The organism is Hydrogenophaga taeniospiralis CCUG 15921, from assembly GCF_001592305.1.
Taxonomy (GTDB): domain Bacteria; phylum Pseudomonadota; class Gammaproteobacteria; order Burkholderiales; family Burkholderiaceae_C; genus Hydrogenophaga; species Hydrogenophaga taeniospiralis.
Map to the genome: position 1 here is coordinate 106,303 of NZ_BCWR01000015.1, position 14,374 is coordinate 120,676.

Here is a 14,374-nt window from a genome sequence, read left to right on the forward strand (position 1 = left end):
ACCGCCGCGAGCTGCGCCGTGGCCTTGAACCTCTGTATCGACCGGGACGGGAGAAAGCTGAGCGCTGTTCGGTGCGCGGGGTGGCAGGGGGCCTACAGCAGCCGGGCCAGCAGCGCGCCCTCGGCCGGCGCGCCCAGGGGCACCCAGACGCGCAGCGGGCTGCCCTGGGCCACCTGCACCGGTTCGCCGTCCAGGGAGGTCATGGTGTGCAGCTGGATCACGCGGTTGCCGCCGGGGTGGATCACCTCCAGCCGGTCGCCCACGGCGAAGCGGTTCTTGGTCTCCACCTCGGCCCAGCCGTCTTCGCGCACGCGCAGCACCTCGCCCACGAACTGGCTGCGCTGGCTCTCGGAGCTGCCGCTCTGGTAGTTCTGGTAGTCCTGGCTGGGCCGGCGCTCCAGCAGGCCGCCGGTGTAGCCGCGGTTGGACAGTCCTTCGAGTTCGCGCAGCAGCTCGGGGTTGAACGGCCGGCCGGCGACCGCGTCGTCGATGGCGCGGCGGTACACCTGCGCGGTGCGCGCCACGTAGTAGTGGCTCTTGGTGCGGCCCTCGATCTTGAGCGAGTCCACGCCGATCTGCACCAGCCGGGCCACGTGCTCCACGGCGCGCAGGTCCTTGCTGTTCATGATGTAGGTGCCGTGCTCGTCTTCCATGATGGGCATGAGCTCGCCGGGACGCTCTTTCTCTTCGAGCAGCCACACGCGGTCGGCCAGCGGGTGGCGCGTGCCGCCGCCGCAGGTGGCGGCGAACTGGCGGGCGGCGTCTTCGTCTTCCTGGGCGAAGTTGAAGTCGTTGTCCAGACGTTCTGCGGGCACAGCCTCGCCCGTGTCGCTGTCGGTGTGGGCGCCGTGGGTCTTGTATTCCCAGCGGCAGGCATTGGTGCAGGTGCCCTGGTTGGGGTCGCGGCGGTTGAAATAGCCGCTGAGCAGGCAGCGGCCCGAGTAGGCGATGCACAGCGCGCCGTGCACGAAGACTTCGATCTCGACATCGGGGCAGGCGTCGCGGATGGCGGACACCTCGTCCAGGCTGAGTTCGCGCGAGAGGATGACGCGGGCCACACCCTGGCGGTGCCAGAACTTCACCGCCGCGCTGTTGGTGGTGTTGGCCTGCACCGAGAGGTGGATCGGCACCTCGGGCCAGCGGCCGCTCTCCATCTCCTCGCGCACCAGCATGATGAGCCCGGCGTCGGCCATGATGAGCGCGTCGGGCTTGAGGGCCACCACCGGCGCCAGATCGCGGAGGTAGGTGCGCAGCTTGTCGTTGTGCGCAATCAGGTTGCTGGTGACGAAGAATTTTTTGCCGCGCGCATGCGCTTCTTCGATGCCCTGGGCGATCTGTTCCATGCGGAACTCGTTGTTGCGCGCGCGCAGGCTGTAGCGCGGCTGGCCGGCGTAGACGGCGTCGGCGCCGAAGTCGTAGGCGGCGCGCATGCGTTGCAGCGTGCCGGCGGGGAGCAGGAGTTCGGGGGCTTTGAGGTTCACCCCCGGATTGTCCGGCAATCGGGGGCGGGCCCGGCGCCTGCCAGTCGCGCAGGCGGCGCGGGCCGCGCGGGCGCCGTGCCAGGGCCCAAGACAGCTTGTTACGTGTTGGGCGGGCCTGGCTGGGATAATTGCCGGCTCGATACAACCTGCGCCCAGGGTGCCTGCTCCCAGACCACCCTCCCGCGCACGAACCCCATGGCATTCTCTTTTGCACCGGTGTTGCAGGCGCTGCGCCAGCACCGCCGCTGGCTGCTTCTGGCCCCGCTGGGCGCCCTGGCCGCCGGCCTGTTGGTCCTGGTGGTGAGCATTGCGGTGCTGTACCCGCAGCTGCCCGACACCAGCGGCCTGGCCAACTACCAGCCCAAACAACCCCTGCGCGTGTACACAGCCGATGGGGTGGAGATCGGCGGCTTCGGCAGCGAGCGGCGGCAGTACCTGCGCATCGGGCAGATCCCCAAGCTCATGCGCGAGAGCCTGCTGGCGGTGGAAGACACCCGCTTCTACGAACACGGCGGCATCGACCCCAAGGGCGTGGCACGCGCGGTGGTGGCCAACCTCAGCGGTGGCCGTTCGCAGGGCGCCTCCACCATCACCCAGCAGGTCGCGCGCACCTTTTTCCTCACCAACGAGCGCACCCTCTCGCGCAAGCTCAAGGAGGCCATGCTCTCGCTGAAGATCGAAGGCGAGCTGAGCAAGGACCAGATCCTGGAGCTCTACATGAACCAGATCTACCTGGGCTCGCGCGCCTACGGTTTCGCCGAGGCTGCACAGACCTACTTTGGCAAGCCGCTGGACGCGCTGTCCGCCGCCGAGTGCGCCATGCTGGCCGGCCTGCCGCAAAGCCCGGCCACCGTGAACCCGATCAAGAGCCCCGCGCGGGCCCGGGCGCGCCAGCTGGTGGCGCTCTCGCGCATGCACACCGTGGGCGTGATCGACCAGGTCACCTACGAGGCCGCCAAAAGCGAAGAGCTGGTGGTGCGCAACCCGGGCGACACCGAACTGCACGCCGAGCACGTGGCCGAGGCGGCGCGCCAGCAGGTGTTTGCCCAGTACGGGGAAGCCGCCTACACCTCGGGCATGAAAGTCGTGACTACCCTGGACTCGCGCGAGCAAAAAGCGGCCTGGCAGGCGGTGCGCAAGACCCTGATCGACCGCGAGCTGCGCCTGGCCTGGCGCGGCCCCGAGGCCCACGAAGCGCTGGACACTGACACCCCCCTGGACGACCCGGCCGTGAGCCAGAAGCTGGCCGACCACAGCGACGACGAGACGCTGCGCGTGGCCCTGGTGGGCAGCGCCAGCCCCAAGGAAGTCACCGCCGTGCTGTCCTCGGGCGAGGTCGTGAGCATCCGCGGCAAGGGGCTGCGCCAGGCGCGCCCCGGGCTGGCCAAGGGCGCGGCCAAGGCGCTGCGCATCGAACGCGGTTCGGTGGTGCGCCTGGTGCGCCAGAGCGACGACTGGGTCATCACCCAATGGCCGCAGGCCGAGGGCGCGCTGGTGGCGCTGGACCCGCACGACGGCCGGGTGCGTGCCCTGGTGGGGGGCTTTGATTTCCAGCGCAACCAGTTCAACCACGTCACGCAGGGCTGGCGCCAGCCGGGCTCCGCCTACAAGCCCTTCCTGTACTCGGCGGCGCTGGAAAACGGCGTGATGCCGCAGACCCTGGTCAACGACGCGCCGCTGAACGACACCGGCGCGTGGGCGCCGGCCAACTCCGATGGCAGCGCCGACGGCCCGATCCCGCTGGACGTGGCGCTGGCCCGTTCCAAGAACCTGGTCAGCATCCGCCTGGTGCAGTTGCTCGGCCCCCAGGCCGCGCGCGAATGGACCGGCCGCTTCGGCTTCGACGTGGACCGCCAGCCCGACAACCTCACCCTGGCCCTGGGCTCGGGCGCCACCACGCCCCTGCAGCTCGCCAGCGCCTACGCGGTGATCGCCAACGGGGGCCTGAAGGTCGAGCCCTTGCTGATCCAGCGCATCACCAACAGCGCCGACGAGGTGGTGTTCGAAGCGCCCGAGCCGGTGATCGACGAGTCCAAGCGCACGCTGCCCGCGCGCAACGCCTTCCTCACGGCCACCCTGCTCAACGGCGTGACCCGCAGCGGTACCGCGGCGCGGGCGCAGGCGCAACTGCGCCGCGGCGACCTGTACGGCAAGACCGGCACCACGGACAACGTGGTGGACGCCTGGTTCGCGGGCTTCCAGCCCGACCTGGTGGCCGTGGTCTGGCTGGGCTACGACACCCCGCGCAGCCTGGGCAGCCATGCCTCGGGCGCCTCGCTGGCCCTGCCGGCTTGGATCCAGTTCATGGCCACCGCGCTGCGCGGCAAACCCCAGAAGGCGCTGCTGGCACCCGAAGGGGTGGTGCAGGTGGAGGACGGCGGCTGGCGCTACGTGGAGTGGGCCGACGGGGGCTTCATCGAGGAACTCGGCATGGACGACGAACCGATCGACCGCAACCTGATCCCGGCGCCGCCCGATCCCAACGCGCCGCCGCCCGACACCCTGGAAGACCGGTTGAAGTCTTTCATCGACCGGATGTTCTGAGCGGCCGATCGGCCCGCCGCACGGCCGCTCACGCGGCCTTCAATTGGCGCGTCACCACCGGCGCGGACTGGCGGTTGTCGTGGCACAGGTGCAGGTGCGGTGCGCCGTTCTCGCGCGAGAGGTGGTCGTAGGCGTGCCGGACCACGCCATAGCACTCGCAGCTACGGGCCTCCAGACCTTCGCGGTCCAGGATGGCGATGTGGCCGCGGCTGTAGTGGATCAGCCCCGCCTTCTGCAATTTCAACGCGCAATGGGTCACGCCCTCGCGGCGCACGCCCAGCAGGCCGGCAATGCGCTCCTGCGTCACCAGCATGTCCGGGCTGCTCTGGCGGTCCAGGTGGTGCAGCAGCCAGCGGCACAGCTGCTGGTCCAGCGAATGGTGGCGGTTGCAGGCCGAGGACTGCGCCATGTGGGTGAACAGCGCCTGCGTGTAGCCCAGCAACTGGTGCATGACGGCCGGCGAGCGCTGGGTGTGGCGCACGATGGCCTGGGTGCTCATGCGGTAGCCGTGGCCGGGGTGCTGCACCACGGCGTCGCTCAGCGCGTGTGGATGCCCCATGAAGGCGCACACACCGACCATGCCCTCGTTGCCGACCACGGCCACCTCGGCCGACGCGCCGTCCTCCATGGACGACACGAGCGAAACCGTCGCGGTGGTCGGGAAGTGCACGTGGCGCAGCGGCGCGCCGGTCTGGTGCAGCACGGTCCCCTGCACCAGTTCGATCCACTCCAGGTCGGGTTGCAGCTGCTGCCACTCGGCCGATGGCAGTGCGGCGAGAAGTAGGTTCTTGTGGTTCTTGTCGCGAATCGACGTGACTGCGGTCATGGGTTTGCCCTCCTGTGGTTTGTGACCCGGGCCTTGGCGAGAAGCCGGCGACCTCCGCGCGGCAGGCTCGCCGCCGTGGCCCAGGTTCGGGTTGAAGTCCGATGGTGATGGGCGGTTCCGCTGCCCATGTGTGCAAAGACAGGGATTGGTATCTGAGGGCCATGTGGGCAACACCTGGTTACCACTGCAACACCGCAGAAAGGTTCTGGCGTCGCGCAAACGCGGCCAAGATGCCTTCTGGCCGACCCGGCGAAACGGCGGCGCGGGGTGTTCGCCAGCGCACAGAGGCTTTGCGCACATCCGGCTACGCTGGGCCATGCCGGTTGGACATCCCTGTCGGACCGGCTGGTCGGTGTGACCCGTGCAACCGCCGAAACCACACCCGTTCACCCCTGAAGGACTCCCCATGAACCATTCACTTGTGCTGTTGGCACTGATTTCCACCTTCGGCCTGGCGGCCTGCGATCGCGAACCCGTGGTCGTGAACACGCCTCCGGCCGCCGTGGTGGTGCCCGGCCCCGCCGGTCCCGCTGGCGAAACCGGCGCCACGGGATCGAGTGGTGCCACCGGCTCCACCGGACTGCAGGGCGACACCGGTAGCCAGGGCAGTACCGGAAGCACTGGCGACACAGGTGCCACCGGCAGCACCGGCAGCACGGGTGACACCGGTGCCACGGGCAGTACCGGCGACACCGGTGAAACCGGCAAGACCGGTGGTACCACCCGCGTGATCGTGGTCCCCCCGCCCCCCGCGCCCACGAACTGAACACCCTGTTCGCTGGCACTCATCCAAAGGAGAACCCCATGGGACTTGGAACCATTCTGTTGATCGTGTTGATCCTGATGCTGGTTGGCGTCATCCCGACCTGGTCGCACAGCAGGAGCTGGGGCTACGGTCCCAGTGGTGTGCTGGGCCTGATCGTCATCGTCCTGCTCGTGCTGGTGTTGACGGGACGCCTGTGATGGCCGCTTGACGCCGAAGCAGCCCGGGGCGTCCGTCGCACCGGGCCTCGCCAAGCAAGCCCCCCGGAACCCGTTTCCGTGGGGCTTTTTTGGATGCGCCGCAAACCATTACTGCCAGCACGGTAAAGCGCGCTGCTGACAGAATGGCTCGCAACCCACCGATACCGACAGGAGTTCTCCATGGCACAAGGCGCCGCCTTTTCCCACCCGTTTGCGTCCACGGTCAAAACCTTCAAGACGGCATCGGGGAAAACCGGCCGCTTCTACTCGTTGCCCGCGCTGGCCCGGCAGTTTCCCGGCGTGCAGCGCCTGCCGGTGTCGCTGCGCATCGTGCTGGAAAGCGTGCTGCGGCACTGCGACGGCGAGCGCGTGACGCCGGAGCATGTGGCCCAGCTTGCGCAGTGGCAGCCGAGCGCGGCGCGCACGCAGGAGATCCCGTTCACCGTGGCGCGTGTGGTGCTGCAGGACTTCACCGGCGTGCCGCTGCTGGCCGATCTGGCGGCCATGCGCAGCGTGGCCCAGCGCCTGGGCAAGGACCCCAAACGCATCGAGCCACTGGTGCCAGTGGACCTGGTGGTGGACCACTCGGTGATGGTCGACTACTACGGCACGAAGAACGCCCTGGACCTCAACATGAAGCTCGAATTCCAGCGCAACCGCGAGCGCTACGAGTTCATGAAATGGGGCATGCAGGCTTTTGACACCTTTGGCGTGGTGCCGCCGGGCTTTGGCATCGTGCACCAGGTGAATCTGGAATATCTGGCGCGCGGCGTGCACCTGAAGGGCGGCCTGTACTACCCCGACACCTTGGTGGGCACCGACAGCCACACCACCATGATCAACGGCATCGGCGTGGTGGGCTGGGGCGTGGGCGGCATCGAGGCCGAAGCCGCCATGCTGGGCCAGCCGGTGTACTTCCTGACACCCGACGTGGTGGGCTTCGAGCTCACCGGCCGCCTGCGCGAAGGCTGCACCGCGACCGACCTGGTGCTCACCGTGACCGAAATCCTGCGCAGCCACAAGGTGGTGGGCAAGTTCGTCGAGTTCTTCGGTGAGGGCACGGCCTCGCTGGTGCTGCCCGACCGCGCCACGATTGCCAACATGGCACCCGAATACGGCGCCACCATGGGCTTCTTCCCGGTGGACGACAAGACGCTCGACTACTTCCGGGGCACCGGCCGCAGCAAGGCCGAGATCGAAGCCTTCGAGGCCTACTTCCGCGCTCAGGGCCTGTTCGGCGTGCCGGGCGCCGCGGGGGCTTCGCAGGCCGCGGGTGACATCGATTATTCGCAGGTGGTCCGGCTCGATCTGGGTCTGGTCACGCCCAGTCTTGCCGGCCCCAAGCGCCCGCAAGACCGCATCGAACTCGGCCAGGTGGCGCAGCAGTTCGCCGATCTCTTCAGCAAGCCCAACGCACAGAACGGCTTCAACCGCCCAGCCGAGCTGCTGCACACGCGCTACCAGCCCGAGCTGGGCCAGCCGGCCGACCCCCCGGCGCCCGAGAAGGCGACACCCACGCCCGCCGGCGCGCCGCGTTTCGTGGCCGAGATGGAGGCCAACAAGCCGGCGCGTGCCATCGCCCATGCCGGGGCCGAGCCGCAGTCGCACGCCGTGCTGAAAAAGCTGTCCATCGGCAACGGTGACGTGCTGATCGCCGCCATCACCAGCTGCACCAACACCAGCAACCCCGGCGTGCTGCTGGCCGCCGGCCTGCTGGCGAAGAGGGCGGTGGAGGCGGGCCTGAAGGTGCAGCCGCACATCAAGACCTCGCTGGCCCCGGGCTCGCGCATCGTCACCGAATACCTCACGGCCACAGGCCTGCTGCCCTACCTGGAGAAGCTGGGTTTTTCGCTCGCGGGCTATGGCTGCACCACCTGCATCGGCAACGCCGGCGACCTCACGCCCGAGCTCAACGCCGTGATCACGCAGAACGATCTGGTGTGCGCGGCCGTGCTCTCGGGCAACCGCAACTTCGAGGCGCGCATCCACCCCAACCTCAAGGCCAATTTCCTGGCCAGCCCGCCGCTGGTGGTGGCCTATGCCATCGCGGGCAACGTCATGAAAGACCTCATGACCGAACCGCTGGGGTTGGGAAAGGGCGGCAAGCCGGTGTACCTGGGCGACGTCTGGCCGGACAGCGACGAGATCCACAAGCTCATGCGCTTCGCGATGAATGGCAAGGCCTACCGCGAGAACTACGCGCGGGTCGCCAGCGAGCCCGGCAAGCTCTGGGAGCGCATCCACGGCGTGAGCGGCAACGCCTACACCTGGCCGGTCAGCTCCTACATCGCCGAGCCGCCGTTCTTCGAACATTTTGAGCTGGCCCAGCCGGCCGAACAGGCCCCGGCCGTGCGCGGTGCGCGCGTCATGGCCCTGTTCGGCGACTCCATCACCACCGACCACATCTCGCCCGCCGGCTCGATCAAGGAAAGTTCACCCGCCGGCCAGTGGCTGCTGGCACGCGGCGTGCTGAAGGCCGACTTCAACAGCTACGGCGCGCGCCGTGGCCACCACGAGGTGATGATGCGCGGCACCTTTGCCAACGTGCGCATCAAGAACCTGATGCTCGCGCCCGGCGCGGACGGCTCGCGCGAGGAGGGCGGCTGGACCATCTACCAGAACGAGGGCGTGGGCCAGGGCCAGAAGATGAGCATCTTCGACGCCGCCATGCGCTACCAGGCCGCGGGCGTGCCCACCGTGGTGTTCGCGGGCGAGGAATACGGCACCGGCTCCAGCCGCGACTGGGCCGCCAAAGGCACCCAGCTGCTGGGCATCCGGGCCGTGGTGGCGCGCAGCTTCGAGCGCATCCACCGCAGCAACCTGGTGGGCATGGGGGTGCTGCCGCTGCAGTTCCAGCCCGGCGACAGCTGGGAGCGCCTGGGGCTCACCGGTGAAGAACAGATCGACGTCTTGCCTCACCCGCAATTGCTGCCGCAGAGCGAGGCCACCATGGTGATCACCCGCCCCGACGGGCAGCGCCGCGAGGTCGCGCTCACGCTGCGCATCGACACGCCGGTGGAGGTGAACTATTACCGCGCCGGGGGAATCCTCCCCTACGTGCTGCGCCAGCTGCTCGACGCTTGAGCCCGGCGCAGCAACGCGGCATGATGTGACACACCGCCCCCGCCAGGCGTTTCAGGAGTCGTAATGCGAAAGCCCGCCCTGTACAGCCGATCGGTTCGCGCCGCCCCTGCGGTGCCAGGCGCGCCCGACGTGCGCCCCGATCCGGCCCTGGCGGGCGAAGCGGCGGCGTCTGCGCCCCATCCGCCCGGCCGCTGGCGCGCCGGGCTGGCCCGTGCGGCGGTGAGCCCCCGTGTGATGTGGGCCGCGCTGGCCCTGCTGGGCGCGCTGCTGCTGGCCAGCCTCTGGGCGCCCGGGCCGATGGGCGCCAGGGCCCTGACCCAGAAAGACGTTGACGCGGCGGTGTTGCGCACACTGAGCACGCAGAACCTGCCATCGCCCGCCGCGCGCGCGGCCGAGAAGATCCGGCCCGCCGTGGTGCGGGTGGTGTCCTACATGAAGGACAAGCAGGGCGAAGCCGTCGAGCACGGCGTGGGCACGGGGGTGGTGATCGTGGACAAGGGCATCATCCTGACCAATCTGCACGTGGTGCAGGGTGCGGACAAGGTGCAGCTGGTGTTCGCCGACGGCTCGGAGTCCGGCGCCAGCGTCACCGGCGTGCAGGCCGAAAACGACTTGGCCGTGCTGCAGGCCCACACCATCCCCGACGACCTGCACGCGGCCACGATGCGCAGCACCGGCGACCTGTTGCCGGGGGACCAGGTGGTGGCCGTGGGCTTCCCGTTCGGCATCGGCCCGTCCACCTCGGCCGGGGTGATCTCCGGTTTCGGGCGCTCGTTCAAGGCACCCGAGGGCGAGCAGGAAATCAGCAACCTGATCCAGTTCGACGCGGCGGCCAACCCCGGCAATTCGGGCGGGCCGCTGGTCACCATGGAAGGCGAGGTGATCGGTGTCGTCACCGGCATCCTCAATCCCAGCAACCACCGCACCTTTGTCGGCATCGGGTTTGCCGTGCCGATCGAAAGCGCGGCGTCCGCTGCAGGCCTTCCCCCTTTCTGAATCCAAGGAGCGTTTCATGAGCGAGAACAGCAGCCCCGACACCGCACAGCTCATGGAGCAGATCCTCTACGAGGTCAAGCGCGTGGTGGTCGGGCAGGACCGGTTCCTGGAGCGGGTCATGGTGGCGATGCTGGCGCAAGGCCACCTGCTGGTCGAGGGCGTGCCCGGGCTGGCCAAGACGCTCACCGTGAAGACGCTGGCCAGCGTGGTGCAGGGGCGGTTCAAGCGCATCCAGTTCACGCCCGACCTGGTGCCCGCCGACCTCATGGGCACGCGCATCTACAACCAGAAGACCGGTGAATTCAGCACCTCGCTCGGGCCTGTGTTCGCCAACCTGCTGCTGGCCGACGAGATCAACCGCGCGCCGGCCAAGGTGCAGAGCGCCTTGCTGGAGGTGATGCAGGAGCGGCAGGTGACGATCGCCGGCGAGTCGCACCCGGTGCCCAGCCCGTTTCTGGTGATGGCCACGCAGAACCCGATCGAGACCGAAGGCACCTACCCGCTGCCCGAGGCGCAGGTGGACCGTTTCATGATGAAGGTGTTGGTGGACTACCCGAGCGATGAAGAGGAATTCGTCATCGTCGAACGTGTCACAGGCCCGGCCGTGCAGGTGCAGGCCGTGGCCACCACCGCGCAGCTCGCCGCGTTGCAGGCGCTGTGCCGCGAGGTGTACGTGGACCCCTCGCTGGTGCAGTACGCGGTGCGCCTGGTGTCGGCCACACGCACGCCCGAGAAACACGGCCTGAAAGACTTCGAGCGCCTCCTTACCTATGGCGCCAGCCCGCGTGCCACCATCGGCCTGGTCGAAGGCGCCCGGGCGCTGGCCATGCTGCGCGGGCGCAGCTACGCGTTGCCCGAAGACATGAGCGATCTGGTGCCCGACGTGTTGCGGCACCGGCTGGTGCTGTCCTACGAAGGCCTGTCGGAGGGGCTGGATGCCGACGACCTCGTGGCGCGCATCATGGACGCCGTGACGCCGCCAGCCAAGCCGCTGGAACACGACAAAAAGGCCGCTTGAACGGGAGCGCAGCATGCTGTTCGGCCTCTTCAAATCCCGCCCCGCACAACCGCCGCCTTCCGTGGCAGCGCCGGTCGAGAAGGCAGATGCCCTGCTGCACCGCCTGGAGTGGACCGTGATCCGCCGGCTCGACGGTCTGCTGCAGGGCGACTACCGCACCCTCATGCGGGGCAGCGGGCTGGACCTGGCCGACCTGCGCGAATACCAGCACCACGACGATGTGCGTCACATCGACTGGAACGTCACCGCCCGCCTGCAGACTCCGCATGTGCGCGTGTTCACCGAAGACCGCGAGATGGCCGCCTGGTTTCTGCTGGACCTCAGCCCCTCGGTCGATTTCGGTTCGGGCGATCAGCGCAAGAGCGAGGTGTTGCGTGATGTGGTGACCGTGCTGGCCCGGCTCATCACGCGCCACGGTAACCGGGTCGGCGCGCTGTTGTACGGATCGCGTGGCCAGCCCGTGGTGGACGAGGTGCTGCCCGCGCGCGGCGGGCGTGTGCACCTGCTGCGCCTGATGCACTTGCTGAACACCCCCGCCGCGCTGCGCGTGACCCCGTCCGGCAAAGCCGGCCCGGCGGTGTCCCTGGCGAAGTCGGGATCCGGCGCGGCGGCATTTGGTGGCCCCACGCGGCTGGCCGATCTGCTGAGCGCAGCGGTGCACACCGTGCGCCAGCGCTCCACCGTGTTCGTGGTGTCCGACTTCATCAGCGAGCCCGGCTGGGAGCAGCCGCTGGGCGAGCTGGCGCGCCGGCACGATGTGGTGGCGGTGCGCCTGCTCGACCCGCTGGAGCTGGAGCTGCCCGATCTGGGGCTGATCCCCGTGCGCGACGCCGAGACCGGCCAGCAATTGCTGGTGGACACCCACGACCGGGGTTTCCGCCAGCGCTTCGCCCGCATCGCGGCCCAGCGCGAGGCGCAGCTGCGCGAGAGCCTGGCGCGTGCCGGCGTGGACACGCTGGAGCTCGCCACCGACGACGACCTGGCCGATGCGGTGCTGCGTTTCGTGGAGCTGCGCCGGCGCCGCAGCAACCTGCGCGCCGGCCTGGGCAGACACCTGGGGGCTCGCACCGCGGTGCGCCGTGCGGAGGGCGTCGCATGACCAACCCACCCGTCACCTTCCTCTGGCCCGAGCTGCTGTGGCTGCTGCTGGTGTTGCCGCTGCTGGTGATCGGCTATGTGTGGCTGTTGCACCGGCGCAAGCGCGCCGCGCTGCGGTTTGCCAGCCTGTCCATCGTGCGCGAGGCCATGGGCCCGGGGCCGGGCTGGCGGCGCCATGTGCCGCCGCTGCTGCTGCTGCTGGCCTTCGCGGCCCTGCTGCTGGCGTCCGCACGCCCCATGGCCGTCGTGGTGCTGCCTTCGCAGCAGCAGACCATCATCCTGGCGATGGACGTCTCGGGCAGCATGCGCGCCACCGACGTGGAACCGAACCGGCTGGTGGCCTCGCAGAACGCGGCCAAGGCCTTTCTGGCCGAGCTGCCGCGCCATGTGCGCGTGGGCATCGTGGCCTTCGCCGGCTCGGCCCAGGTGGTGCAGCCCATCACGCTCAGCCGCGAAGACCTCGTGACCGCCATCGACAAGTTCCAGCTGCAGCGGGCCACGGCCATCGGCAGCGCGATCGTGGTGGCCCTGTCCGAGCTGTTTCCGGGGCAGGGGATCGATCTGGCGAGCATGACCTACGGGCGCCAGAGCGATCCGTTCGCTCCCCAGGGCCGGGCCATCGACCAGCCGCAGACGGAGCAGAAAGCCTTTGTGCCGGTGGCGCCGGGCTCCTACACCTCGGCCGCCATCATCCTGCTCACCGATGGCCAGCGCACCACCGGCGTGGACACCGCCGAGGCCGCCAAGCTGGCCGCCGACCGCGGCGTGCGCGTCTACACCGTCGGCGTGGGCACGGTGGACGGCGAGGTGATCGGCTTCGAAGGCTGGTCGATGCGGGTGCGGCTGGACGAGGACACTCTCAAGGACGTGGCGCGCATGACCCAGGCCGAGTACTTCTACGCCGGCACCGCGGACAACCTGAAGAAGGTGTACGAAACCCTCAGCACCCGCCTGACGGTGGAGAAGAAGGAAACCGAAATCTCCGCGCTGCTCGCGCTGGCGGCTTCGCTGCTGGTGCTGCTCTCGGCCGGGTTGTCCCTGCTCTGGTTCCAGCGCGTGCTCTGAAACCTGGGCGGCTCGCCACGGTGCTGATTTGGGTCAAAGCACGGGCCACGGGCCGGAGCACAATCCCGAGCCATGAAACAACAAGTGGTGATTGCCGGTGGTGGCATCGGTGGGTTGGCCTGCGCGCTGGCCCTTTCGCGTGCCGGGGTTTCGGTGCATCTGCTGGAGCAGGCCGGGGCGTTTTCCGAGGTGGGGGCCGGGCTGCAGTTGGGGCCCAACGCCGTGCGGGTGCTCCACGAATGGGATTTGCTGGACGAGCTCAACGCCTGCGCGGCATTTCCCGACGCGCTGCAGGTGCGCGACGCCCACAGCGCCCGCACGCTGGGGCGGCTGCGGCTGGGGCCACTGGCGCGTGCGCGCTACGGCGAGCCCTACGCCACGGTGCACCGCGCCGACCTGCACGAGCTGCTGCTGCGCGCCGTGCAGCGTGAGAGCGGCGCGCGCCTGCGGCTCGACACCCGCCTGGTGGCCTACGAGCTGGCGGGGGACCGGGTGCGTGTGACCTGCGAGGACGACACCGTGATCGAGGGCGACGCGCTCATCGGCTGCGATGGCCTGTGGAGCCGTGTGCGGGCGCAGATGCTGGGCGCGCAGCCCACGCGCGTGAGCGGGCACCTGGCCTACCGCGGCATGGTGCGCGCCACCGATCTGCCCGAGCGCTTGCGCCAGAACCAGGTGACGGCCTGGCTCGGCCCGAGGCTGCACGTGGTGCACTACCCGGTGCGCTCGGGGAACTGGTTCAACGTGGTGGCGGTGGTGGAGGGCATGCTGGGGCTGGGACATGGGGGGCCGCCCGGCTGCGACCCCCAGAGCTGGAGCCACGAGGCCCAGACCGCCGACCTCAAATGGGCCCTGGGCCCGGCCTGTGGTGAGCTCATGCGCATGATCGACGCCGTGTCGGCCTGGAAACTCTGGGCCCTGAACGACCGCGCCCCCATGGCCGGCCCGAACGAACACGCTCAGGGTCGGGTGGCCTTGCTGGGGGACGCGGCCCACCCCTTGCGGCCCTATCTCGCGCAAGGCGCGGCCATGGCCATCGAAGACTCCTGGACGCTGGGCCGGTTGCTGCGGTCACAACCCGAAGGCACCACACCCGACTGGCCCGCGCTGCTGCAGCGCTTCGCGCAGACCCGCTGGCAGCGCAACGCCCGTGTGCAAAGCCGTTCGCAGCGCAACGGCACCATCTTCCACGCCGACGGCTTGCTGCGCTGGGGGCGCAACACCGCCATGGGCCTGCTGGGTGAAAACCTGCTGGACAACCCCTGGCTCTACCGCGGGCCACCGGTGCCTGTGTAAAAC

11 protein-coding genes are annotated in these 14,374 nt (G+C 69.2%); 9 read left to right on the forward strand and 2 right to left on the reverse strand.

All coding sequences use genetic code 11. The features are described from left to right. Positions 1–92: 92 nt before the first annotated feature. Complete coding sequence (gene trhP, locus HTA01S_RS17315; protein WP_068173988.1) at positions 93–1,499, reverse strand: prephenate-dependent tRNA uridine(34) hydroxylase TrhP; 1,407 nt, start codon at positions 1,497–1,499, stop codon at positions 93–95. Positions 1,500–1,676: 177 nt separating this feature from the next. Here trhP and HTA01S_RS17320 point away from each other — a divergent pair, with 177 nt between their 5' ends. Next, a complete protein-coding gene (locus HTA01S_RS17320) occupies positions 1,677–4,025 on the forward strand; it encodes a penicillin-binding protein 1A (protein ID WP_068173989.1) in 2,349 nt (782 codons plus the stop codon). A gap of 28 nt (positions 4,026–4,053) precedes the next feature. On the opposite strand, the gene HTA01S_RS17325 is transcribed toward HTA01S_RS17320, so the two are convergent. Next, on the reverse strand, positions 4,054–4,851 hold the full coding sequence (locus HTA01S_RS17325) for a Crp/Fnr family transcriptional regulator (protein ID WP_084236203.1): 798 nt from the start codon (positions 4,849–4,851) through the stop codon (positions 4,054–4,056). Positions 4,852–5,257: 406 nt separating this feature from the next. On the opposite strand from HTA01S_RS17325, the gene HTA01S_RS17330 reads away from it, so the two are divergent. The 8 genes from HTA01S_RS17330 (at position 5,258) to HTA01S_RS17360 (ending at position 14,371) form a co-directional block, all read left to right on the forward strand. Next, complete coding sequence (locus tag HTA01S_RS17330) at positions 5,258–5,617, forward strand: collagen-like protein (RefSeq protein WP_068173990.1); 360 nt, start codon at positions 5,258–5,260, stop codon at positions 5,615–5,617. Between the two features lie 38 nt (positions 5,618–5,655). Further along, on the forward strand, positions 5,656–5,814 hold the full coding sequence (locus HTA01S_RS24835) for a DUF3309 family protein (protein ID WP_084236204.1): 159 nt from the start codon (positions 5,656–5,658) through the stop codon (positions 5,812–5,814). 180 nt (positions 5,815–5,994) lie between these two features. Then, complete coding sequence (locus HTA01S_RS17335; RefSeq protein ID WP_068173991.1) at positions 5,995–8,898, forward strand: aconitate hydratase; 2,904 nt, start codon at positions 5,995–5,997, stop codon at positions 8,896–8,898. Positions 8,899–8,961: 63 nt separating this feature from the next. Then, positions 8,962–9,894, forward strand: coding sequence for a S1C family serine protease (locus tag HTA01S_RS17340; RefSeq protein WP_068173992.1), 933 nt, complete (start codon positions 8,962–8,964; stop codon positions 9,892–9,894). Positions 9,895–9,910: 16 nt separating this feature from the next. After that, entirely contained in the window at positions 9,911–10,912 is a 1,002-nt protein-coding gene (locus HTA01S_RS17345) for an AAA family ATPase (protein WP_068173993.1), read from the forward strand. Positions 10,913–10,925: 13 nt separating this feature from the next. Then, positions 10,926–12,011, forward strand: a complete 1,086-nt coding sequence (locus tag HTA01S_RS17350) for a DUF58 domain-containing protein (protein WP_068173994.1) — start codon at positions 10,926–10,928, stop codon at positions 12,009–12,011. Next, positions 12,008–13,075, forward strand: coding sequence for a VWA domain-containing protein (locus HTA01S_RS17355; protein ID WP_068173995.1), 1,068 nt, complete (start codon positions 12,008–12,010; stop codon positions 13,073–13,075). Before HTA01S_RS17350 ends, HTA01S_RS17355 begins: the two co-directional genes overlap by 4 nt. 72 nt (positions 13,076–13,147) lie before the next feature. Continuing rightward, complete coding sequence (locus HTA01S_RS17360; RefSeq protein ID WP_068173996.1) at positions 13,148–14,371, forward strand: FAD-dependent monooxygenase; 1,224 nt, start codon at positions 13,148–13,150, stop codon at positions 14,369–14,371. The last annotated feature ends 3 nt before the right edge of the window (positions 14,372–14,374 follow it).